Raw genomic sequence first — 24,608 nt, 5'->3', positions numbered from 1 at the left:
ATGGCCCGTCTCAACGAGACACAACTCATCAGCGACCGCGCACAGCGGGCCCTCAGCGTCGAGATGAGCGCTTGCCGCTAGCCAGCGCACGACTCCGGAAACGCGACCGGCGTGGCCGGCTGCTGGCCGGCTGTTGCCGCCGGACCCAAGGTCGGCTGCCCGTTTCCCTTCGAGGGTGTTGTGAAACCCGGGCGGTCAGTTGTTAAGGCCCTTGTGTTACGTGGCGGCTTGGACGCACCCGCCCAATGAGCACCTCGCCACGCCACGCCGTAATCACCGCCGACACCCGACCACGCCACCGGGTTTCGCAACACCCTCTCAGCTTGTCGTTTAAGGACCCAGTCGACGACGTGCACCCCAGTTGATCATGAGCGCAGCCCTTGGTCGATGATTCCTCTTGCGACAGAAGGAAGATGGATCCAAGGGCTGCGTGATCAGTGTGCATGATGTCGATCGACGGCGAGCGTTCGGGGACCTGAACCGGTTCCGGCAAGAGTTCTACGACTGCCTGGCCGCGCGGGCGGATGGGCTGTTCGAGCTGGCGGACACGGTGCTGTGCACGGACGGTCCGGTCCGGTCGCTGGTCGGGTTGTCCCTCGCGCCGGAGCATCGGCGCGGTCACGGAGGCCTGTACGACGCGATCAACAACGGCCGGATCGACGGTGACCGGCTGCGGACCGTGTTGTCCGGGCTTCCGCTGCCCCGGGCCGCCGGCGGGCGGCTGGTGCTGGCGGTGGATGTCTCCCCGTGGCTGCGGCCCGACGGCGCGACCTGCCCGGACCGCTCCTTCTGTCACACCTGCGGGCGAGGCAAGGACGAGCACCGCATGATCCCCGGCTGGCCGTATTCCGTCGTCGCGGCCCTGGAGACTGGTCGGACCTCGTGGACCGCGGTGCTCGACGCGATCCGGCTGCTGCCCGGCGCCGACGTCGCCGCGGTGACCACCGAGCAGATCCGCGACGTCGTCGGCCGGCTCATCGCCGCAGGCCAGTGGCGAGAAGGCGACCCGGACGTCCTCGTGGTCCTCGACGCGGGCTACGACGCGCCGCGCATCGCCCACCTGCTCGCCGATCTGCCGGTGCGGATCCTGGGGCGGATGCGCTCGGATCGCGTGCTGCGCCGCCCGGTCCCGCCGCGAGCGCCCGGCGCCAACGGCCGGCCGCCCAGGCACGGTGGCGAGTTCGTGTTCGGCGACTCCGAGACCTGGGGCGCTGAACACGCGGTGACCAGCACCGACACGCGCCTCTACGGGACAGCGACCGCGCAGGCGTGGAACCGGTTGCACCCCAGGCTGACCAGCCGGGCCGCGTGGGCCGGTCACGACGGGCCGTTGCCGATCATCGAGGGCACCGTGATTCGGCTTCGTGTCGAGCGCCTGCCCAGCGGCGGGGCGAACAAGCCGGTTTGGCTGTGGTTCTCCGATGTCGACGCCACCCCGGCCGAGGTCGACTGCTGCTGGCACATGTTCCTGCGACGCTTCGACATCGAGCACACCTTCCGCCTGCCGAAGCAGACGCTCGGCCGGCCCCGGCCCCGGCTGCGCAGCCCGGAGGCCGCCGACCGCTGGACCTGGTTGATGATCGCCGTCTGCGCCCAGCTCCGGCTGGCCCGGTCCTTGGTCGCGGATCTGCGCCGCCCCTGGGAGCGTCCTGCCGAACCGGCCAGGCTGACCCCGGCCCGGGTCCGGCGCGGGTTCCGCAACATCCACACGAAAACCGCACGCCCAGCGGCGGCGCCGAAACCCACCCGACCGGGACCAGGCCGTCCCGTTGGCTCGAAGAACTCCGTTGCCGCGCAACGCTTCGACGTCGGACTCGTCCTGGCCACCGGTCAGGCACACACACGACCCGCACACCACAAGAAGGGCACTAAACCCCGACGCACCACTTAAACGACAAGCTGAGGGAACGGCAGCACGCCGGTCCCGTCGTACTCCGCCCAGACGGTGCCTCGCGGATGAATCGTGACCCCGATCGGAGACACCTCGCTGTCGTCGCCCTTCCCGGTCCGCTCCCGCCGGAACAGGGCCGCGGGAATCGCCTGCGCCGCACTGCTCGCCGCAGCCGCGTCCACGACGGTGAAGCCGACCCGCTGCGGATCGCCTCCGGATTCCCCGGCGATCGCCATGATGCCGCCGTCCGCCTGCGCGGCGACGTCGTAGCCCGGCCGGTGCCGCGACGGTCCGGAACCGCCGTGCCCGGTCACCGACAGATACACCACCCGCGGATTGACCTCGCGCACCCGCGCCGGCCCGAATCCGAGCCGATCCATCACCCCGGGCCGGAGGTTCTGCACCACCGCGCCGGCGCGGCCGGTCAAGTCACGCGGCAGTCGCTGAGTTTCCTCTGCAGAACGGAAGACAAGTCCGCGAGGTCCGGCCGGTACTGCGCGATGTTGTCCAGGATCACGATCCAGGGAAGCCGATCGGGCAGCATCGTCTTGGCTTTCCTGACCTCGGCTATCGCAGCAGCCGTCCGGCCCTGCAGCGCATGGTGCAGCGACCCGAGCATCCAGCCCTTCGCTGCCTCGCTGCGATGTGCCGCCCGCACCAGCAGATGCCGCAGATCTCCCACCTCCATCGCCACCGGCCGCCTTTGTCCCACATTGCTGACCACCGTCGAGGCCAGCAGGCCGTCCACCTGCTCGTTCCGGGCCCGGTGGGAAACCTCCTCCAGATAACCGAAAACCAGATCGCGAAACCCCAGCTCGCTCAACCGCAGCAGCACCGCGCCCACGACAAGCTGGTCCTGGCTGGTCCCCAGGCGCCGCAGCCCCCGCAGGGCCTGCGGACCGGCGAGCAGCCCAGGACGGCTATCGGCAACCGCTCGCGCCGCCGTGAAATCCGGAACTTCCTGGTGCCGGCGCCGCAGCGCCGAGAACGGATCACCTGGCAACGCCGCGAAGAACCTCGCCATCACCTCCGACACCCCGAAGACCGTCCCCACTGGCATCCCCCCGGCGTCGCCTCCCCGCTCCGCCCTTGCGGAATGCCATGCGTCCAGCACGGACGTCCCGGCATCACCCTTCCCGCGAACCACGCCGCTCACGCCCGCCCCACCGGATCGTCGCGCGCCCGCGGACGGCCTCGATCCCAGAGAGCGCCGCGCCCCGGAACCGAGCGCGCGGGCACCGGAAAGGATCTCCCGGCCGGCCGGCGACCCTTCGGCTGAATCGCCCGGGAGCGCCGGCAGCCGAGGGGGACCGGAACCGGTCCCCCTCGGCATGTTGTCCTCGGAGAACCGTTCCACAGCCGGGCCGGCGGCGAGGCTCGCCGACCGCCGGGAGAAGTCTCCTCCCTCGACCTCCCTGCGATCAGGGCTGGCTTCCGGGATGCTCGGGTCTCTCCGCGCTCCCTTGATGTAGAGCCATCGCCAGACCACCCGCTCCGCGATCTGGCGTTCGGTCAGCCTGCCTGCCTCCGGCCCGAAGCCCGCGTAGAGAACGGCGATCTCGTCCGCCGTGGGCCGTGCTCGCGTTTCCCCTGACAGCACCTCCCTGGCCGCTCGGTACACCGCCGGCACCAGATCCTTCAATGCCACCCGGCCGTGCTCGCGCACCCACAGTCGTGCCTCCGCGACCGGCAGGTCCATGCCCATTCCCCCTCCGCGCAGCCTCCCCGCCAGCTCCCGCGCGAGCGCCACCGCCGCCGCCCCCCCGTGTTCAAGCCACTGCAACCCCACCACGAACTCCACGTCATTCACCACCTCTCGCCACCGCCGCGTCGCCGCACTCCCGCTCCCCTGCACCACCAACGGCACCAGGAACAACCCCGACACCACTTCCACGGCTTTCTTCACCACCCCCTCCGCCCCAGCCGCCCCCAACCCGGCAAACCGTTCCGCTGCCACCGCCGCCATCACCCCCAGCCACCCCTCCACCACACCCTTGCCCCCTTCCGGCGGCCACCACGGCGTCCCCGCGGCCTTCCGCACTGACTCTTCCCACGCAGCACCCGCACCCTCCCCCATCGCAAAGCGCGCGAACGCTTCACCCCCCACAGCCGACGACGACTCGCCCGCAGCCGACGACGACTCGCGCACACCCGCCACCATCACGCTCCGCCCGCCCCTCATGCCCCCAAACCCCCTCACGCCGACCCGCGGCCCCGGCCCCGCCCCGCTATCCGACGGCAATCGCCTGGCCTCCTCCACCGCCGCATCAGCAATCCGCTCCACCAGTTGACCCTGGGCCACACCCCACACCCCCGAACGCCGAGCCTCGCAATCTTCCACGAATCGACGGTAGTAAATCTTCACCTCGCCTAGCCCGACCCGCACCTCACCGCCGGGCGCCCTCCTCTTCAACTCCTCGTTCACCCCCGCCGTCAGATCGTCGAACGACACCCAATGGCCGCTGTCCACCGGCACCAGATTCATCCAATTATCATTATCAGGAAAGCGATAAACCCGCGGCACGCCACTCTCTTGATCGAGTCGTCGCCAACCTTGCACATTCCTCGTCAGCGAAGCAAACCCGGAATACTCAGCAACCTCATTCGCCGGGACACCGTGAATACCGCGAGTCCACTCTTCGAAGTATTCCTGCACGACCGGAGGCATCGATCCGAAGGACTTTTCGCGGTTTTCCAAATCATTCCGCAGCCCCTCCGGCGTCAACGGCTCACTAATCAGATAGTCCCGCAACGTCGCCGCCGTCGACCAAGGAACCCCCGGCCACCACAACATCCCGACTTTAGGCAACTTCTCGACGTTAGGCAACGAATCAGGAATCGTCGACCCGCTTAAAACAGCCGGGCTCCGAGGCGGGGCCGCCGCCTGCGGGACGAGGCCCGCAGACGACGAACTAGCCACAGACCCAACCACCTCGCCAGTCATTCCATCCGCCGCTACCGCACCAATACCCGGACTTTCCGCACTCCCAACGGATCCGAAAACGCCCTCGCCGTCACCGCCCGGCGACCCGCTCCGCCCGACCCTCATGCCCCCCACGCCGACCCGCGGCCCCGGCCCCGCCCCGCTGTCCGACGGCAATCGCCTGGCCTCCTCCACCGCCGCATCAGCAATCCGCTCCACCAGTTGACCCTGGGCCACACCCCACACCCCCGAACGCCGAGCCTCGCAATCTTCCACGAATCGACGGTAGTAAATCTTCACCTCGCCTAGCCCGACCCGCACCTCACCGCCGGGCGCCCTCCTCTTCAACTCCTCGTTCACCCGCGCCGTCAGATCGTTGAACGACACCCACTGGCCGCTGTCCACCGGCACCAGATTTATCCAATTATCAGGCCAGCGATAAACCAGCGGCACGCCACGCTCTTGATCGAGTTGCCGCCAACCGTTCACACTCCTCGACAGCGAAGCAAACCCGGAATTCTTAGCAACTGCTCGCGCCGGGACACCGGGAAAACCACGAATCCACTCTTGGACGTATTCCTTCACGACCATAGGCATCGATCCGAAGGACTTTTCGCGGTTTTCCAAATCATTCCGCAGCCCCTCCGGCGTCAACGGATCACTAATCAGATAGTCCCGCAACGTCGCCGCCCTCGACCAAGGAACCCCCGGCCACCAAAACATCCCAATGTTAGGCAACGAATCAGGAATCGTCGACCCGCTTAAAACAGCCGGGCTCCGAGGCGGGGCCGTCGCCTGCGGGACGAGGCCCGCAGACCACGAACTAGCCACAGGCCCACCCACCTGGCCAGTCATTCCACCCGCCGCTACCGCGCCAATACCCGGACTTTCCGCACTCCCAACGGATCCGAAAACGCCCTCGCCGCCACCGCCCGGCGACCCGCTCCGCCCGACCCTCATGCCCCCCACGCCGACCCGCGGCCCCGGCCCCGCCCCGCTGTCCGACGGCAATCGCCTGGCCTCGTCCACCGCCGCATCAGCAATCCGCTCCACCAGTTGACCCTGGGCCACACCCCACACCCCCGAACGCCGAGCCTCGCAATCTTCCACGAATCGACGGTAGTAAATCTTCACCTCGCCTAGCCCGACCCGCACCTCACCGCCGGGCGCCCTCCTCTTCAACTCCTCGTTCACCCCCGCCGTCAGATCGTCGAACGACACCCAATGGCCGCTGTCCACCGGCACCAGATTCATCCAATTATCAGGCCAGGGTTCAACCGGCGGCACGCCACGCCCTTGATCGAGTCGCCGCCAACGTCGCACACTCGGCTCCGAAGCAAGCCCGGAATTCTTAGCAACCTCACCCGCCGGGACAGCGGGAAAACCGCGAGTCCACTCTTGGACGTATTCCCTCACGACCTGAGGCATCTCACTGAAGGTCCTGTAGTGGTCTTCCAAATTATTCCGCAGCCCCTCCGGCGTCAACGGCTCACTAATCAGATAGTCCCGCAACGTCGCCGCCGTCGACCAAGGAACCCCCAGCCACCACAACATCCCATTGCTAGGCAACGAATCAGGAATCGTCGACCCGCTTAAAACAGCCGGGCTCCGAGGCGGGGCCGTCGCCTGCGGGACGAGGCCCGCAGACGACGAACTAGCCACAGGCCCACCCACCTGGCCAGTCATTCCATCCGCCGCTACCGCGCCAATACCCGGACTTTCCGCACTCCCAACGGATCCGAAAACGCCCTCGCCGCCACCGCCCGGCGACCCGCTCCGCCCGACCCTCATGCCCCCCACGCCGACCCGCGGCCCCGGCCCCGCCCCGCTGTCCGACGGCAATCGCCTGGCCTCGTCCACCGCCGCATCAGCAATCCGCTCCACCAGTTGACCCTGGGCCACACCCCACACCCCCGAACGCCGAGCCTCGCAATCTTCCACGAATCGACGGTAGTAAATCTTCACCTCGTCTCGCCCGACCCGCACCTCACCGCCGGGCGCCCTCCTCTCCAACTCCTCGTTCACCCCCGCCGTCAGGTCGTCGAACGACACCCAATGGCCGCTGTCCACCGGCACCAGATTTATCCAATTATCAGGAAAGCGATAAACCAGCGGCACGCCACGCTTTCGATCGAGTCGCCGCCAACCTTGCACACTGCTCGACAGCGAAGCAAACCCGGAATTCCTACCAACCTCAACCGACGAGATACCGGGAATACCGCGAGTCCACTCTTGGAAGTACTCCCTCACGACCGGAGGCATCCTTTTATAGGACATGTCGCGGTTTTCCAAAAACTTCCGCAGCCACTCCGGCGTCAACGGATCACTAATCAGATAGTCCCGCAACGTCGCCGCCGTCGACCAAGGAACCCCCGGCCACCACAACATCCCGACTTTAGGCAACTTCCCGACGTTAAGCAACGAATCAGGAATCGTCGACCCGCTTAAAACAGCCGGGCTCCGAGGCGGGGCCGTCGCCTGCGGGACGAGGCCCGCAGACGACGAACTAGCCACAGACCCAACCACCTCGCCAGTCATTCCATCCGCCGCTACCGCGCCAATACCCGGACTTTCCGCACTCCCAACGGATCCGAAAACGCCCTCGCCGTCACCGCCCGGCGACCCGCTCCGCCCGACCCTCATGCCCCCCACGCCGACCCGCGTCGCCGGCCCCGCCCCGCTGTCCGACGGCAATCGCCTGGCCTCCTCCACCGCCGCATCAGCAATCCGCTCCACCAGTTGACCCTGGGCCACACCCCACACCCCCGAACGCCGAGCCTCGCAATCTTCCACGAATCGACGGTAGTAAATCTTCACCTCGCCTAGCCCGACCCGCACCTCACCGCCGGGCGCCCTCCTCTCCAACTCCTCGTTCACCCCCGCCGTCAACTCGTCGAACGACACCCAATGGCCGCTGTCCACCGGCACCAGATTCATCCAATTATCAGGCCAGGGTTCAACCGGCGGCACGCCACGCTCTTGATCGAGTTGCTGCCAATGTTGCACACTCGACACCGAGGCAAACCCGGAATTCTTAGCAACCACACCCGCCGAGATACCGGGAAAACCGCGAATCCACTCTCGGACGTATTCCCTCACGACCGGAGGCATCTTTTTGTAGGACATGCCGCGGTTTTCCAAAAACTTCCGCAGCCCCTCCGGCGTCAACGGCTCACTAATCAGATAGTCCCGCAACGTCGCCGCCGTCGACCAAGGAACCCCCAGCCACCACAACATCCCATTGCTAGGCAACGAATCAGGAATCGTCGACCCGCTTAAAACAGCCGGGCTCCGAGGCGGGGCCGTCGCCTGCGGGACGAGGCCCGCAGACGACGAACTAGCCACAGACCCAACCACCTCGCCAGTCATTCCATCCGCCGCTACCGCGCCAATACCCGGACTTTCCGCACTCCCAACGGATCCGAAAACGCCCTCGCCGTCACCGCCCGGCGACCCGCTCCGCCCGACCAAGCGGGCCACTGCCGATGACAGGCTCTCGCCCGAGCTAAGCTGGTAGAACACCGAGCTTCCGCGCGGATCGAATACGTAGGAGTCCAAGTCCGTGATATTGAACATGTGAAAGCTGAGTTCTTCAGTGGCACCATACAAGGTCTCCGGCAATCCAGGATCGTCCACCCATACGTCTTGGCTCTCGCAATCGACATACGCGATGTGCCCGCGGTCATTCACCACATTGATCGCATGGCCGTGCCAGATTTTGTCGATGTCCTGGTATCTGAAAGTGACTATGGCACTGGCTCCAGGCCCCAGGCTTCGCAATTTGGTTTCTACCCGGCGCAGCGCGGCCAGCTGGTCCCCTTCGTAGTCCTGGTGCTTTCCCGCGTATCGGTCCACTTTCGAAAGCGACTCGTGCGGCACAACCGGATCACCTTTGGACGTGAACTCTTCGAACAACGCGGCGGCCACGACGGGGCGCCCTCGCCATCCTTCTTCAAACGCCAATGCCACGTCGAGACAGTTGTCGTCACGGAAGCCCGGACTGTCTTTCTTCGGATTGATTTTCGCAATCCACTGCGGTAATTTTTTCTTCCCCTTAGCTTGCCACACGGGCGGATGCACCTTGAACTCGCGCGCGTCTTCACCACGGGGAAACGCTCTCTCCAGCGCCTTTTGAGCACGGTCCGAGGGACGCTGAACACCTCGTGACCCGTAGGTGCGCACCTGCTCCAACGTCTCCCGCTCCCGCACCTCGGCCGAGGCGGCCTGATCGGCATCGATTCCGCCAGGCCGGATCCGGCCGAATCGATCGTATTCACGTACGTGCCCCTCGTATCGACCGAGCGTCTCGATCAGCACCCATCCGCCGTCCGGTTGCCGTTCTGCACTGAACTCGGTCGCGGGCTGATCGTGGTCGGTCAGCAGCGTTTGCCCGGTAGTGCCGTCATAGCGGACGACGAGGTCGTGGCCATACTCCCCTTCCGTTGGCAGGTCGACCTCTTCGGACAGCAGCCGCCCCGAAGCGTCCAGCACCCATTCGACTCCGACTGTCGACAGCTCTACCCTGCCCTCCAGCCGATCGATCCACTCCACCTCCAACGGCGGATGCCCCGCCGTCTCCACCACGACCCGGCCACGACCCGGCAAGCCCGCGCGCCGACGTCGCGCGGTCGACGCTCGCACCGTCGCGACCGGCTCCCCGCTCGCGCCGGTCGCCGTCACCGCCGACCGTCCCACCGGCATCGCCCATGGCACCGCGGACTGCGGGATCGGGTGCGCATGAACCGCCGCATGCGCAGTCTTCAACCCGTCCAGATACGCACGGATGTCGTCTTCCGCCGTCTCTTCGTTCTTGATCTCGACCGCATCGAACATCCCGCCCTGATGCGGGCCATAGTGCGCGATGACCATGCCATACGGATTGTCCGGCCCCACGAGATTGTCAAATGCGACCATGACCGCAATCCGCTGCCAGACCTGCCTGCTCTTGCCGGTTACCGGATGCGGTGCCGTCGTCATGCGGATCTTGAATCTTACGAACTGTGCATTGATTCGCGATTGGTCGGTCTCGGTGGAGTTCGGCAGCCGCGCGGTATTGGCAAACGCCATTGAGTTCGCGGCCCGCGATGCACACATCTCGTCGTCCCCGCCGACATCGATGACATAGTCCGGGAACAACGGATTGTCTTTTTTCCAGACCTCCACTTGTTGGTCAGTGCGCAGCAATGCTCCGGTATACACGCCGAGAATCCTGCCGTTGCTCAACAGCGGCAAGTCCTCTTTCCGGATCCGGTCCAAAGGCAAGAGGTCCCCTGGCTCCACCTCGTCAACGGCCAAGAACAGTCCGTATTTCCCCGCCAATATTCTCTCGTGAGACGGGAGATGCTCAGACCTGAGCTGTTTCGCCTTGACGAGACGCCGATCCGCTGGCGCCTCCTTGACCAACCGCTGAATCTCGGCAAGCGTGCTCTGTTCTAATTTCGGCCACAGCGCTTCCAACCCCCCGCTCGAGACGGAAAGCCGACCATTGGACGCGTCCGAAGCAAGCCGCTTGAAATACCTCTTGGAGTCAAGCATAACCGCGATCGACGCTTTGACGCCCTCAGCGACCCGGCCGTCCCCGTCGGCGTATGGCTCAGCGACCCGCTGGAAAGGGTCGAGGAAGCTTCGCCAGGGAAAAACATCGTCCATCCAGTCGACCGGAACCAACGTCCCACGGTGCACGGACTTGTAGATCCACGCTTCCTTGTCCCCGAAAACCCATTTCGGATAATCGACTTCACTGTTCGCCTGGTTCCCAAAGAACCGGCGCTTACCCCTTTCACCGAACGGGACTTCAGCTGATTCTTGAGGCGCTTCGCCTACGTTCGATGAATGATCTTCACCCACGCCCTGACCAAGCATCGGCGGGGCCACAGCGATATTATTCCACAAGTTAAGGATCTTTGGCTCAGTGACCAGGCGGCCAGTCCTCTGCGCCGCCTGTGCGGCTGTGAATTGTGTCTTTAATCCCAACACCCACGTGTGGGCCCACTCCACCGCATCACTCCTCCTCCTCAAGGGCCAGTGCCCTCCTGCCGGCACAGGAGGATCCATCGTGAAGGAGTCGGGCAAATCTCCGTTATTCTTCAGTTCCGCTAACTTCGCCAAGAATGTCTGCGGCCCAGTGCCATCGGCATTGGGCAGCCAGTCTTTCAACGAATCCGGCATCACCGGGCGCGGCGGGTCCGACACCGCACCGGGCCGCGTTCTCGAATCCCGCGGAGGCGACGTGTCCGCAGGTCGCTTTCTACTCGCCAACTCCTGCGATACCGGTGCCGGACCCCCCAGCTGACCCGATTTAGCAGAGGAAAGCGACTCCCGGACCGGGTCATACGGCCGACTAGGGAGTTGCCGAGCCCCGCCCCCCCGCCCCTGGCCCGACCGCTGCTCCGACTCGGACAGGACACGAGTACCGAGGTAATGACCGCCAGCAATGTCCCGGTACAGAAGTACCACCGGACGCCCGTCCCTCGGCCCGAACGTCCGCTCCTCAAGCTCGACCCCGTCCTCATGCAAGATCGTCAAACGCACGCCCGCCATATCGGCCAGCGCGGCAGGAACCATGTCAGCCATAGAAGTCATGTAAACGCCTGGCGTCCTTAGTTCTTGCACGCGCCGGCGGTATTCCGCTACAGCAGCCGCCCGATCCAGCGCCGGGTTGAATCCGTCACTGAAGGCCAGAAAATTGTCAGCACGGTCGCACATGTGCCTAACCAAGGCGAGGCGAACATCGCGAACTGAACGAAACCGACGAGGCAAATCCGGATCCGAAGCCAGAAAAGCATTCGGCAAACAATCGCCATCAGCAGGAGTGACAATAGCCTTCCGGCGGTACCTCGCGCGAAGCGCAACAGCTTGGTCCTCCGTGGGCTCGTGCCCAGGATCAAACTGGCCAAATTGGCCCGCGAACAAAACCCGATCGACAGAAGCTGAAGAATCAGCACCCGCGGCCCACGTCGAAGAATCGCTTAAATCCATCCTATCGGGACCCCGCGAATTCCCGTCAGACTCAGAACGCACCTCATCCAGTCCCTTCGCTACCGTCCGGCGAGCATGCCTGATCAAGATCCTCCCGCAGCGCGTTCCAGATCTCCTTCAGATTCCTAAGCCGACTATCACCAATGTATTTGACGCACCCATTCAACGAGGTTTTGCCGCTTTGAACCGCACTCCACCTCGAGAACTTCACACTTCCTCGCGACAACAGGATCACGGGGGACGCGTCGGCGCCCATAAGCCTGTTTCTCACATCCGGCCACCTTGCGGGAAACCATCGGAAGACTCCTTCTTCCGCACTGCGCTTTTTCAACACAACGAATGGCTGGATTTGCGTTCTGGTCACCGGCGAGACACACCTCGCAGGTGCCTCTCCAGCTCCTCGCGAGGGCAATTGATCGAATAGCCCGGTTTTCTCGATATCATGTTCTCGGCATATCCGACACTCGCACCCGAACGCTTGCCCCGCACCTGCCCGCGTTCCGCGGCTCAAGGCAAATCCGCGACTGCGGACTTTACTACTTTGCCGGCTTACTGCTGGCCCAGCCATGCCGACAGCCGCTTCTGGAGATCCGCCGGAGCAGCAAAGATCATGTCGTCACCAAAACCCCTGTCGGATCCTGTGCTGTCAGGTCAAAGTGACACCATGACTGACAGTAGAACACCAACCACCGTGAATCAGCGCTTCCCGGGAGAGCCCGCTCAAGACAAGGCCCGGCAGCGCTGACCGAGGGCCCAGCACGATCGTGACAGCCCGCCGGGCACCATTCGCGCGGCTCCGGACGGAACCTCGGGCGCACACTCAGCCCTCAAGAGCAGTTCTGCGTCACCTCTCCCTCGTCTCGCAACGGATTGAATCTTCGCATTGCCTCCGTGATAAGCCGCGCCGATGCTGAACACCGCCGCCTCACCTTGCCGACCAGAACAGCGCTGACGTCGTCAAGCAAGAGCTACGGCTCACCCGACCTTTCCTTCGCAGTAGAGTCCCGGTTGCCGAGTTCGGACACTGTTGAGCGAGGAACGCGGGAAAAGACAGGGGAAATCCCCCGCTAACCTCGATCTTTCGCCGGGGTTGCGGCCTGGCGTGTGCGGGTTCGGATTGGGGTTTCCGGATCGCGTCGGGCTGGCGGGTGTGGTCGACCGCCCGTGTCAGCGGATTGGCTGCCGGGTTCCACGGGCCCGGATGAGTGTCCTTTCGCTGGTTGTCGTGGCGGTTTCCGCTGGTCAGCTTGCCCTTCGGCTGAGTGTCCGGCCTGGGTGGCGTCAGACTCCGGCGCACGCTGGCACCCCCAGAGAACCGGCGTTTCGATCAGCGTGAACAAACACGCCTCTCGTTTGCGATTGTGCCGGGAGCCTGGCCATCCGAGCCGCGACTTCGGCGCAACTACCCACCGTCAGGTGATGCATGCAGGAGGTCTGGGCCGCCCACCGGTTGCCCAGCATGGTTGACCGTCTTGCCGTGGCGGTGTCGGTACAGGTGTCTGGACAGGGTCGTGTCCGGGCGTGGAATGCTCATGCTCGCAATGGACTGTCTCTATGCTTGTTTGCATGGCCTACTACCCCGCCCCGCCCCCTCGCGAACCGCTCCAGCCGGCCGCACGCCGGCCCCGGAGGGCCTCCAAAGCTGTCGTCATCATCGTCGCACTGTTCGGCCTGGCGTTCCTGTGGTTCGGTCGCGCTGTCTTCAACGGGGTGGAATCCGGGCGAAACACGGGCCAGGAATTACAGGCCACCGGGCTGAGCGGGGTCGTCACCGACGCGCGGGCGAAGATCTGGACTAACACCGATGGCCTCACCGAGGTCGCGGAGATGGAACTGACGTTCACGGGCGCTGACGGCAGCACCCACATCGTGGGCACTCGACATTTCCCGAGGACCAGCGTCGGGAATTCCGACCCAGCGGGCTGGTACTCCGATTTCTCGTCCAAGTCCCAGGTCGTCGGTCAGAGGGTCAAATACCGGCTCGGGGACACGCCGGTCGTCGAGTTGGAGAACCAACTGCCTGGTCTGACAAGCGCACCTTGGGGCTTCGCCCAGTATCTCGGCATCGTGTTCGGCGTGCTTGGCGGCATCATCCTGATCGGGGCTGTGGTGATGTTCATCCGGGGCCGGCGTGCCAGCTGAACGGCTGGCGGAGACGGCCGCTCGTCCGAGGCGTGCGGACGGCGCGTCAGTGGCCGTGGCCCGGGTACCTCGTGGGCACAGCTGGCAGTCGCACTGGCTTTGCCCGGCGACGAAGCAGGCAGGCGTCCGCGCCGCCGAAGCCGCTCACTGCCGGCAGCGGATCCCTTGATCGTCTCCGGGTGCTCCTGCAGCAGATCGCATACAGGTCCTGGCTGACGGCGCCCCAGTTCGCTGATCATCCGTTCGGCGTCGGTCCGAGCCACGACCACGGCATACCCTTTCCTTCCGATCCTTCTGGCGGCATCGAGTGGCTGGACAGTTAGCTGGTGCGGCGGGCCAAGAGGCCGATCAGCTCGTCCCACCGTGCGCGAGTCCCGGGGCCGAGCATCAGCGAATCGAGGGCGCTCTGGGCCCGGTTCAGGTACTGATCGGCGCGATGACGGGTGCGGGCGCCCACGTCGGCCCTGTCGAGCACAGAGATGATCTTCACGACGTCGCGTTCGTCCAGGTCGTCGTCCCGATCCGCGAGCAGTGCGCCGATCTCGGCATTGATGTCGGGAAGGTCGAGCGCAATGGCGATCGGGAGACTGCGTTTCCGTGCGATCAGGTCGGCGCCGACCGGCTTTCCGGCGACCTCGGAGTCGCCCCACACCCCGATCCAGTCGTCGATGGACTGGAAGGCCAGACCCAGATCGGCGCCGATGCCGCGGAACAGTTCGGCTGTTTGCTGGTCCGCACCGGCAAGCGCCGCACCGAGCTGGCAGGCCGCTCCGAGCAGCGCGCCGGTCTTTCCCGCCGCCATGCGCTCCCAATGCGCGACAGTCACATCCGGTCGCGAAACGCGGGCGAGGTCATCGGCTTGCCCGGAACACAAGGCAAGCACCGTGTCCGCCAGCATCCTCGCGCACCGTGGATGCGCGACCAGTTGAGCTGTCGCGAGGGCCAGCAATGCGTCACCGCACAACAGGGCCCGATCGACTCCCCACAGGGTCCACGCTGCCGGGCGGCCGCGCCTAGTCCGGTCGCCGTCCATGATGTCGTCGTGGAGCAAGGTGAACTCGTGCGCGAGCTGTACCGCGACAGCGCCGGTCACCACCGCGTCGGACGGGCGGTCCGGCGCGACTGCCACGGCCGAGTCCGCCGCCAGGAATACGAGCGCAGGCCGGAACATCTTACCGCCCGCCAACCCGCTCCGGGCGGTCGCATGATCCGACAGCCCGCAGTGATATGCCGCAATGGTTGCGAGCTCCGGATGCAGTCGGCTCAGAGCCTGCCGCAGCTCCGGGACGACCAGGTCTTCGATGAAGCGGTCTTTGTCGCCTGGGCGCACCGCGAGCCGGTCCGGCCCGGCTGCTGCCAGTTCTGTCACCACAGCACAACCTCGATCTCGGGTCCGGGGGCGATCCGTCAAGCGAGAGGGCCCGGGCAGCAGGACCTTGGTACGAGGGGAATTGATCCGAAGGTCACCTTGCTGCCCTCCTCTCGCCGCTGGCTGACATCTGCTCCGGCGGTTCCGTGCTGTCTGGCGCAATCCCCGGTGAGGGAACCTGGGTCGGCACGGCGTGTCCGGAGTGGCCTGATTAAACGCTTGGCTTGGCTTCTGCGCTCAAGAAATTTGGGCAGAATGATTAGCTGAACTGCACTGCGGCGGGGCTTGCGAACTGGGCGGATGCCGGAATTCCCGGCCTGGCCGCACGAAGCCATGCCGTCGGTGATGCCGGTGTGGAGCCGGGCGGCTGGTCTTCGGCGGCGGTGTGCGGCTGGAAGTCACGGCGGATGCCCGAGGCGCCGAGGCTCGTCGACCTTCGCGCTTGATGGAAAATTGTTTGCTGGCTACCAGCAACTCTCCGCTGACCCGCGCGAGCCGACCGGTTCGCCGGCGAGGTCGGCGAGTTCCGAGACGACTGCGTCCAGGCTGGCCGGATCCCAGATCAGGCCGCCGTGGCTTGCCGCAACCTCATGGTGGCGGGCGGCCGGGTCGAGACAGCTGCGCCAGTCCACGATGCGGTCCGCACGCGAATAGATCGACAGGAAACGCACCGTGCCGGGGAACGGCCCGGCTATCGCGGCCCGCAGGGAGGCGCAGCAGGCACCCCATCGGCAGCTCGGTTTCAGCAGCCCGGGCACGCCCATCGCGCCGGCCGCTCCGATTGCGGCGATCTGGATCAAGAGGAGCGGATGTACGGCCAACATCCGGGTCAACGGGGAGCCGAGCGTGATCAGGCCGCGCACCAGCTCCGGCCGCCGGACCGCGACCGCGCGGGCGAACTGGCCGCCGCGGCTGTGCGCGATCAGCACCGCAGGCGTTGAGCAGGCCGTGGTCAGGTCAGCGAGGGCAGTCTCGACTGCGCGTGCGGTCTCCTCGCCGCAACCCATGCCGAAGCGCACGGGTGCTATTTCGACACGGCACTCCAGCCGTTCGAGAAGTTCCCGCAGCGGGTTCAGCAACGCGGGGGTGCTGCCCATTCCGCCCGCCAGGAGCACTGGCAACCCGCGCAAATCCGTTGACGGAGCACGCCATCGCGGATGATGCTCGATGGCCCAGCGCTGCCGGAATGCCTGCGCCTCATGCCACAAGGGCAGCCGCATCGCCGCGGCCAGCCGCTGCACGACGCCCGGACCTGCCGGGACCGCGCCGGCCAGCGCCCGTCCGCCCGGGTCATCGTCCGTCATCAGGGCTCGCCTCCTCCCCGCCGGAAGTGTGCGGGTGGGCTGAATCAGCCCCGCGGAGTTTGGTCGGCAGGTGCGCACCCACAGTGGCAGGTCCGGGAATGGCCGCGGGAGCACTCGGCGGGGTGCTCGGCAAACATGAGGGCAAACCCGCGTGGACGGCAGGTCGCGCAAGGGCAGACCGCCGTGCGGGTTCTGTCGTTCGTGCCAGGCAGGGGCCAGCCTCGCCGTTGCCGGATCCCTGCGCGGCGACGCGCGCCGGGAATGGCTGTCCGCGAAACAGGTTGAGCCCGGATTTCCCGCAGGACTGCCCAGCCTGCTGCCAGCTCCGACAGCGCGGACAGCACATCGCGGCGTTTGAAGGCCGCAGCCGCAGATCGGGCGTAGCCGCGGAGTCCGTCGTGGACTGGCCCGGTGTGATTGCTTCCGTACATGACTGATCGCCTCCCAGTCCGGACACTGGCGACCACCGCGTCCGGTCGGTTCGGCGTCTCAGCGCCTCTCCGGATCGCGTCACCGTAACCACGGAAGCTGGCGCGCCGAGGCCGTCGCCGATGTTCCGGGGAAGACGGTCACCGGGCGTTCCCGATCTGCTCGTCGGGCCGGGCACGGTCTTCACGGTTCGCGCTCAGCCGGCCGACAGGCTTGGGGCGCTCGCGGCAGGATTGCGGACTGAGACCCGTTGCACCAGGTCAGAGGGTCGTCTGAGGTGATGAAGAGTTCGTGAAGAGCCGGGGACGAGTATTGGACGGGTCAGCAAGAACAGCATCGCCGCGAACTTGGGAGGCCGGAGTGGACATCTTCGCTGAGGCACGAGCGGGAATCTTCTCTGAGGACGTCTTCCAGCGGATCGTCGCCGAGCAGGAAGAGCAACTGGCCAAGGAAGCACGTGCGGCGGCCGCGACCGTGACGTCGCTTGCCATCGGCGAGCGCGTGCGGGCGGAGCGGCAGAGCCGGCGGACGGAGCACACGGACCGGTGGCCGGCGAACCAGGAGCGGCGCGCGGCCTGAGCGAACCGGCGAGGTCGACCGAAAGTCCCGTGGCACCGGGGCTGAGCCGGGATCATCAGCCCGCAGGCGCGGATCGCTCGCCTGGGCAGTACGGCGAATCCAGAACATGCCGACCGGTCGTGCGACCGGCGGACCCGCTGCTCGGCGGTACTTGGCATCGGGCAGCGCCAGCGCGGGTCCGGTAGCGCGTGCTCCTGTCGGGAGCTGCGTTGAATCGGCTGCGCGCCGGCCTTTCGACGACGGCGTGGACCTTCTTCCGTCAACTGCCGGCTCCGATGCGCCCCGGCGGCTGACGAACGACGATCGAGCGCAGGTGTCCGGAAGCCAGGCAGCGCACGGCGCGGTGCTCCGCTTCGCCGCCCTCGGCTCGGCTCGCCTTTCCTCCCGAGGCCCCTCCGCGATGAGGTGCCGCCATTCGCGGTGGCCGCGCGGAGCCGTGTGTCTCTGACCGCGAAGGCGTGCTTCCGGCACGGCTGCGCAGGTTGCTGGGCGCAACCGGGATCTGCTGGAACAACAGCCCGGCGGAATCGTTCAGGTCGACGTTCAAACACGAGCACTACTACAGGAACGCCTGCGCCACGAAGACAGAACTCGTTGCCGCGATTGACTATTGGATCCGTTTCTACAACAGTGCGCGACAGCACTCCGCGCTCGGGACGCTCAGTCCCGACTCCTTCGAGCAGTCACTCCGGGCGGGTGCCTGCCCCCTCGTAAGACCCTGTCCACCGTTCGGGGTGAACCTCAACCAACGGGGATGTGTTACGCGCACGCCTCGTGCGTCGACGACGACGGCGGTGTCCGCGACCCGACCTGGTGCGACGGGCTCGGTATCGCGTATTTGGGAATCCCTTTTCCGCCGAGTACATCCGGGCGCATTCGACAAGAGCTTCGGCAACGCCCGCATGCTGCGCGACGCGCAGCTGAACGGACATCGAGTCCTCCGCGAAGGGCTGCCACCGGACGCGTTCCTCGAGATCGGCGCGCTGGTGTCACCTTTGCGTTCGCCGGTCGCCGGCCCGCGGAGGAAAGCCCCGTCCGAGCCTTCGAAAAAGTTCGCCGCGCGAGTGCATGCGCCTACAGCCGTGATGGCACTTCGCCGCGCCGCCCCTGCACTTGCCTGCAGCACATGCATGGCGATCGAGGAGTATCAAGATCATTCCGCGACCCTGCTGTTTGCGAATTTCCGCACATGCCCGACCATCGGTTATGCCGGTTTAGCACTGCGCTACGTCGTTCCCGCTTGGGAGCGGCGGGTCGCAGGTTCACATCCTGGCATCCCGGCTGGAGGGGCTGGATCTGCGGGTTCAGCCCTTTTCCTGCCGTCGGACGCGGGGCGGGTGCTAGGACAGCGCTTGGCGACCTTCCTATCCGAGGGTCTTCACCCGCACGCACACCAGAGGCCTTCGCCCGTCAGGACCGGTCAAATCGTGTCGTCACACAGCCAGCGTCCCCGGTGTCGAAACACCGCCGTGATACCGCCTCGGCCAGCGGCTGGGGTTCGCGCCGTCCGCGCCCCTGACGTCGCTGAAACCCCGCTGCTCAGCGGATTCGACCGGGGGCTGGCCCCTGAGCCCCCGACCGCCGCTCGTGCCCGGGTCTTCCCGTCGCCCGGGTCGGCGGTGCCCGCGCAGTCACCGACTCGACGCCCCGGCTCGAGCGGGTGACCGGTACTGCCCGATACCTGCCGCCCCAGCCGGGACCGCACGCGTTCGCCCGGCGCATTCAGGCGACCGCCCGCGCGATATTGCCGGCCAGGCCGGCAAGCGGACTCTGCCTCATTTTCACCTCATGCTGGACGTTCACACCTTCCCGCGAACGGGTCTCCGTCGCCTGGCCCCTTCCGATGAGACAGTCGACACAGTCGAACGGTCGAAGAGTCTCCGCTCTCCCTCCGATCGTACGAATGCCACGGTCTCGGCCGTGCTCCCGCAGAGGTCAAGGTGATCATCATGCTCCACTGTCGCCGGACGGGACTCGCGCTCTTCCCGGAGGCCCTGACCGGCCTGCGAAATTTCCCGTGACTCATTCACGCACAATCGCCTCCAACGAGTTTCGGGTCGATGCTGATGAGATCGTCATATTTCACCACAGCAGCCGCCATCGCCCATTGACAAGTCCGCCCCCGTACCGTCCAAGAATGCAGAGAAATGATAAGCGATGTCCACCATAGACGCCTTGCCCTTCGCGCACGATTCGAGCGTCGCGCCACACGAAACCCGATCGACGGCAGCATCCGATCTTGAGCAGCTTGACGATTGGGTTGTCGGTCAACTTCCAAATCGGGCCTCGGCCATCGAGGCCAAGTCGTTGGCTCTGTCACACCTGATCACGGAGTTGAACACGCGCGTGCTGACTACGCTGCCCGCGGCCGACCTGCTCGACTCCAACCAAGCCTGCCGGCTGCTAGTCGATCTCGGTTTCATCGGAAGCGCACTGGCACGAGGGGCGAAGAAGACCGCACAGCACGTCGGGTCCACACTGGATTCAGCACGAGTCGGCAACGACAGGAAACGGTTCACCTCGTATTATGCCGACCTGGCCGCCGCCTCGGGCACCGGACATCCGCCACGTCAGTCTTTTGCGTCCATCATCACGTGGAACTCGCCGACAGTAGCAGTCAGGGCAGACGGAACGACCGTGAAGGTCATACCCAGCGTCTTTTCCGACACCAAGACCAGAACCTGGACGGGAACCACTGACGAAGCGAACCTGTGGCAGCTTTTCAAGCGTGCCGTCGCGCTGGGCTCAGCGGCAAACGACGCAATCGGACAGATAGTGCACGGCAACCTCGATCCGACCTCGGACGCCGCGATCCAGGCGATCGCCAGCGCCACCGCCTTCATCGATGGAATAAGCGATGTGATGCGCGATTTCACCAAGGCAAAAAATGGTGCGGGCGCGATGTCTTCCGACGTTTTCATGGATGAAATTCGCCAATACGGCGTCCCGTGGACCGGCAGCCTTGATGCGCCGAGCGGCCCACATGAGGCCGAGTGGATCACGCGTGACATGATGCTCGGAGTACGCTCGGCGACATACGTGGAAGAGGTACGAAATCGATACTCGCTCATGCTTCTACCCGCAACTAAAGAGATCGAGAAAGCATTGCGTAAGCCACCTCTGGATGAAATAGTCCGCGAAGCCGTATCAGCTTCCGCCGAATCCGGACGGCACGCGATCGCATCCGTGCTCTCCGTGCGTGCCCTGCATCAATCAGTCGCACGGTGCGCAGCAGTTCACCTGGGCCTCGCACGGAAATTTCTGTTCACCCCCCAACGCGCGCGGTCAGATTCCAGGGTTTCCCAATGCCCGGTCGCGGTTTCCAACGATTCCGGAATCACCGGGATGACCGAATCAGACGTCAAGCAACTAGTCGATATCAGAAGGAAAACAGTACTGAGCGATGTTCTGGAAAAATTCCACTCGGTCGACATTGATGCAGCAAGAGATATCGTCGAGAATTGCCGTCCGACGACCGTCTCGGTATCCTGACCAGGCTGCCTCGATCGGGGTTGACAGCACTGACCGCAACGGACGGCCGAGCCAGACCGGCAAGACCCGATTTGTTCGCGCGATCGCACCGCTGACCCGGACGTTCCTGACCGCACAGTCGATCCGCCGCGATGCCCGGAGCTGCCAACCGAGAACGAAGCGGGAGAAAACGTCGATGACGAACGCCGCATCCACCCCTTCCGAAAGGTGCGGACACAGGTGATGTCCGCAACCCGGAGCCGGATCGGCTGGCCGACAACGGCAGCGCCGCTCGAACAGGCTCGCCGTCGACGGTGAGACCTCAGCAAGAGCGGTGGTCTTGGGTCGTCTGCCGCGCCGCGGCCTCTGCGGGCCCAGCCTGCGCGGCAACCGCTCGGCCGGGCAGCGAGCCACCCGGGCACCCGCACGGCCGAGCCCCGCGCGAACCTTCCTCGCCCTCGTACGTCACAGTTTCCGCGAAAACTCGGCGGCACCCCGCAGGGTGCCGCCGGAATGGCACACGCTGGGCTTCCGGCGTCTCAGGCTCGCCGGAGACGCCGTCGACCGAACGCGAGCCGGGTGCCGCATGTCCCGCCGCGGCGAGGAACGGTCAGGAAGGGCAGAACCCGGCGGCACTATGCACCTGCGCCAGCGCACTCTCCGGCACGCTGAAGTAGCGCTCGATCTTCGCCAGAATGTCCTGCCACGCAATTCGAGTTCTCGGAGTCAGTTTGAAACTGGCGGACAGTGCTTGGTCCTCGGCGTCGCCGAAACGTTTTTCGGTGAGGGCACGAACCGCGTCTACCATGCGTCCTGCGGATCGATCGCCGCCGATCTCCGAGCGCGTGGCCAGGCGACTGAACGGGAACATGCTGCGGACCGGCGGATAGCCACCGTCCCCGTCGCTGTTCGCGAGCTGGGCCAACGTGCGGTAAACCAGGTTCAGACGAGAAGGATAGTCGACCTCTCTGAGGTAGTCGAGCGCGATCTCGTGCAACCGGATCTGGTTCAGGGCGAGCACGGCGGTCGCCGCTGCCATCCGGGTGTCGTTGATGCCCATTTTGCGCAGCGGCTCCAGCACCTCCGGGCCGGCCGGTGTCCCGTCCGGACCGGCCAGCGCTTCCAGCGCGGCCAGCACCCCGCTGAAGTCCGGGACGACTCTGTCTCGCGCCCGCAGTGCACTGAACGGGTCCGCGGGGAACGACAAGTAGAAGGCCAATGCCGCTGGGGACATCCCGAAAATCTCGTCGACGGACGGGGAAGGATGACCCGGCGATTCAGCTTGCAGCTGTGCACGCGGGTAGGATTTCATCAGGTCGTGAACGAAGGCCAGATCGACATTCGGCGGCGGCTTTTCCAGCTTCCGAAGCAATTCCTCCCACTCCGTCCCGGGATCCTGGCGCCGATCGCCTCCCACCGAAATGCCCCGCTCCTGAACCCGCCGAGAGACGCTTTCGACGACATTGTGTGCCAGCCGTTCTTCGCTGACCGATGCCTGCGCTGCGACCTCCTTTTCCAGCGAACCCGGGGCCGGCCACCTGCAATGGTCGATGAACGATCCGTTCTGCGACTGGATCCAGCCGTTCAGTTCGCTGGGGAACTTCAACGAATCGATCTCGCGCGCCTCCTGGAAGCGGCCGGACCCCGGATCGAACTCTCTGACCTCGACCCGCCTGCCCTCTCCGTCTGGCCCTAGTTTGACCACAACCAGCATCAAGTCGCCAGCGACCGTTCCCTCCCCGACTCGCGTCGTATCGAACGACAATGTGCCGGGCGACCCGTCCACCACCGCCGCCACCGGGTGCGGAAAGGCCACCGCATGCGCGAGGTCCTCCCGCGGCAACCGATGCGCGTCCGCCAGAACCTGCTGACGGCGGCTCTCAAGGCGATGAGCCGCTTCCGCCTCGTGCAACGACGCTCCCGTTCTGGTTCGCTTCGTCCACTGGGGTCCCTCGGTTGCCGAGCTGTGCACCCGAACAGTGCGGAAATCCTTTTCGTACTGCACCCGGACCACCTTCCCGGAAAGCTCTCGATGCAGCTTGACGACGACTTCCGGGCCTACCTCGCCCGGCTCGGGAGGGTCGCCCCGCAATACCAGGTTTCCAGCCGGATCCACCCGCACCAGCGCCACCGGAAACTCGCGGTCCGGCAGAACCGACAGCTCAGCGGCACCCTTGACGAAGAAGTCCCACGACTCACGCTGAGCGACCGCCGAGTTCCTCGCCCGTCCGGCGTTGTCCGCCGCGGAGTCCCGGCCCGGTTCTTTGAGCCCGAAGAACCCCGCCGCGTCGGGGACTTCCCAACCCGCCGACCAAGCCGCGGCATAGAACTTCCCGTAGTCGGTCGCCAGCGCGTAGAGCTCTCCGGGCGACGGCACCGATTCCAGGCTGTGCAGCACGGCACCTATCCACTCGAGTTCGCTCCGCAGGGTCGAGACCGACTCGGTGCTCTCCTCGTCCGCGTACGCACCGAACTTGGTCACCAGCTCCGCCCGGGCTTTCCGGTAGGCGCTGGTCGCTGCCTTGAACGCATCGCCAATCCCCGCGGTGACCACCATTTGCACCCGCTGCGCTTGCAGCGCCGCGAACAGCGAGCTCCCGTCCGCGCCCGGTGCGCCGAGCCGGTTCTCCTCGGCCGACTCCTCCTTCGACAGCTCACGCAGCAACCAGGCGGAGGAGACCTTCCCGGCCCGGCGATCGATCGCCAGCCCCTTCTGGAGATTGAGCGTGTACTGCAGCGATCGGTCGGTGATCGGAGGGACGTGGCGACGGACCGACTCACTCTCTGGAAGGTATTTCACGCCGTGTTCCGGCGTTCCCACGACGGCGGTACGGCCCGCGAGCTGCCCGGTCTGCGGGTCGAGTGAGTACGCCTTGAGCTGCCATGCCCCTCGTTTCACCGTGGCCGGGGTAAGCACTGCCAAGACGTGGTGTCCCGCTTGCAAATCATAGAATTCGTGAAGCGGCACGATTCGGGACTCCGGACCGAAAACCAGCCCGGTGAACTCCCCCTGCGTCTCCACCGTGCCGACGAATGCCACTGCGCCGGCCGGCACCACGCCGTCGGTGTCCGGCAGCCCAGCGACCGCTGCCAGGACTCGCCGAGCGGTGTCGGCCGCTGCGACACCCGGCGCCTCCGAACCGGCGTCCGCCGCTGGCACGAACTTCGCCCGCTTCCGGCGCCGCACGCCGACTCCCGGGGTTTGCTCGCCCGCACGCTTCGAGCCGGTGTTGGCGGTCGAACCGTCATTGACGCGGGTCCACAGCGGGGCCCGGCTACCGCGGTCGGGGCTCGCGCCGCCGGACAGCGTTACCGGCGCCGGGCCCGGATCCGCCTGTCCAACCGGAGAACCCGCGGCCCCTCGCCATGGCGAGGGGAACTCTTGAACCGACCTCGGCAACCCATCGGTGAAGTCCGGAGCCGACGGGGCTGAAGGTCCTGCCGCCACCCCGCCGTCCGAGGCGGCCATAGACGACTGCGGCCACAATGCGTCATCGCCGCTCCCGAAAGCCGCATCCGCCG

Annotated in this window: 10 protein-coding genes; 5 read left to right on the top strand and 5 right to left on the bottom strand. The window is 65.8% G+C overall.

Translation table 11 applies throughout. The annotated features are described in order from the left end of the window. Positions 1-430 precede the first annotated feature (430 nt). A complete protein-coding gene (locus ACZ7SW_RS38815; RefSeq protein WP_470235352.1) occupies positions 431-1,891 on the top strand; it encodes an NF041680 family putative transposase in 1,461 nt (486 codons plus the stop codon). On the opposite strand, the gene ACZ7SW_RS38810 is transcribed toward ACZ7SW_RS38815, so the two are convergent. Together ACZ7SW_RS38810 and ACZ7SW_RS38805 are read right to left on the bottom strand one after the other, a co-directional pair. Further along, positions 1,888-2,319 carry a CoA transferase gene (locus ACZ7SW_RS38810; protein ID WP_470235351.1) on the bottom strand — a complete coding sequence of 144 codons (432 nt, stop codon included), beginning with the start codon at positions 2,317-2,319 and terminating at the stop codon, positions 1,888-1,890. The genes ACZ7SW_RS38815 and ACZ7SW_RS38810 overlap by 4 nt on opposite strands. Next, positions 2,316-10,661 (bottom strand): toxin glutamine deamidase domain-containing protein, encoded by an 8,346-nt coding sequence (locus ACZ7SW_RS38805; protein ID WP_470235350.1) that lies wholly within the window; start codon positions 10,659-10,661, stop codon positions 2,316-2,318. Before ACZ7SW_RS38805 ends, ACZ7SW_RS38810 begins: the two co-directional genes overlap by 4 nt. A 2,697-nt stretch (positions 10,662-13,358) precedes the next feature. On the opposite strand from ACZ7SW_RS38805, the gene ACZ7SW_RS38800 reads away from it, so the two are divergent. Beyond that, complete coding sequence (locus ACZ7SW_RS38800; protein WP_470235349.1) at positions 13,359-13,934, top strand: hypothetical protein; 576 nt, start codon at positions 13,359-13,361, stop codon at positions 13,932-13,934. A 319-nt stretch (positions 13,935-14,253) separates the two neighbouring features. Here the strand turns inward: ACZ7SW_RS38800 and ACZ7SW_RS38795 are convergent, their stop codons facing one another. Continuing rightward, on the bottom strand, positions 14,254-15,306 hold the full coding sequence (locus ACZ7SW_RS38795; RefSeq protein ID WP_470235348.1) for a polyprenyl synthetase family protein: 1,053 nt from the start codon (positions 15,304-15,306) through the stop codon (positions 14,254-14,256). A gap of 461 nt (positions 15,307-15,767) precedes the next feature. After that, the gene (locus tag ACZ7SW_RS38790) at positions 15,768-16,607 is read right to left on the bottom strand and encodes an alpha/beta hydrolase (RefSeq protein ID WP_470235347.1); all 840 of its coding nucleotides are present in this window, start codon (positions 16,605-16,607) and stop codon (positions 15,768-15,770) included. 789 nt (positions 16,608-17,396) lie between these two features. Here ACZ7SW_RS38790 and ACZ7SW_RS38785 point away from each other — a divergent pair. The 3 genes from ACZ7SW_RS38785 (at position 17,397) to ACZ7SW_RS38775 (ending at position 21,107) form a co-directional block, all read left to right on the top strand. Beyond that, complete coding sequence (locus ACZ7SW_RS38785; RefSeq protein ID WP_470235346.1) at positions 17,397-17,615, top strand: hypothetical protein; 219 nt, start codon at positions 17,397-17,399, stop codon at positions 17,613-17,615. 458 nt (positions 17,616-18,073) lie between these two features. Beyond that, positions 18,074-19,279, top strand: a complete 1,206-nt coding sequence (locus ACZ7SW_RS38780; protein ID WP_470235345.1) for an integrase core domain-containing protein — start codon at positions 18,074-18,076, stop codon at positions 19,277-19,279. A 493-nt stretch (positions 19,280-19,772) separates the two neighbouring features. After that, positions 19,773-21,107 (top strand): hypothetical protein, encoded by a 1,335-nt coding sequence (locus ACZ7SW_RS38775; RefSeq protein WP_470235344.1) that lies wholly within the window; start codon positions 19,773-19,775, stop codon positions 21,105-21,107. 589 nt (positions 21,108-21,696) lie between these two features. On the opposite strand, the gene ACZ7SW_RS38770 is transcribed toward ACZ7SW_RS38775, so the two are convergent. Then, positions 21,697-24,273 carry a hypothetical protein gene (locus ACZ7SW_RS38770; protein WP_470235343.1) on the bottom strand — a complete coding sequence of 859 codons (2,577 nt, stop codon included), beginning with the start codon at positions 24,271-24,273 and terminating at the stop codon, positions 21,697-21,699. Between the last annotated feature and the right edge of the window lie 335 nt (positions 24,274-24,608).

The sequence above is a fragment of the Amycolatopsis sp. NPDC114484 genome (assembly GCF_055633755.1).
This window is presented reverse-complemented; position numbering and strand designations above follow the sequence as displayed.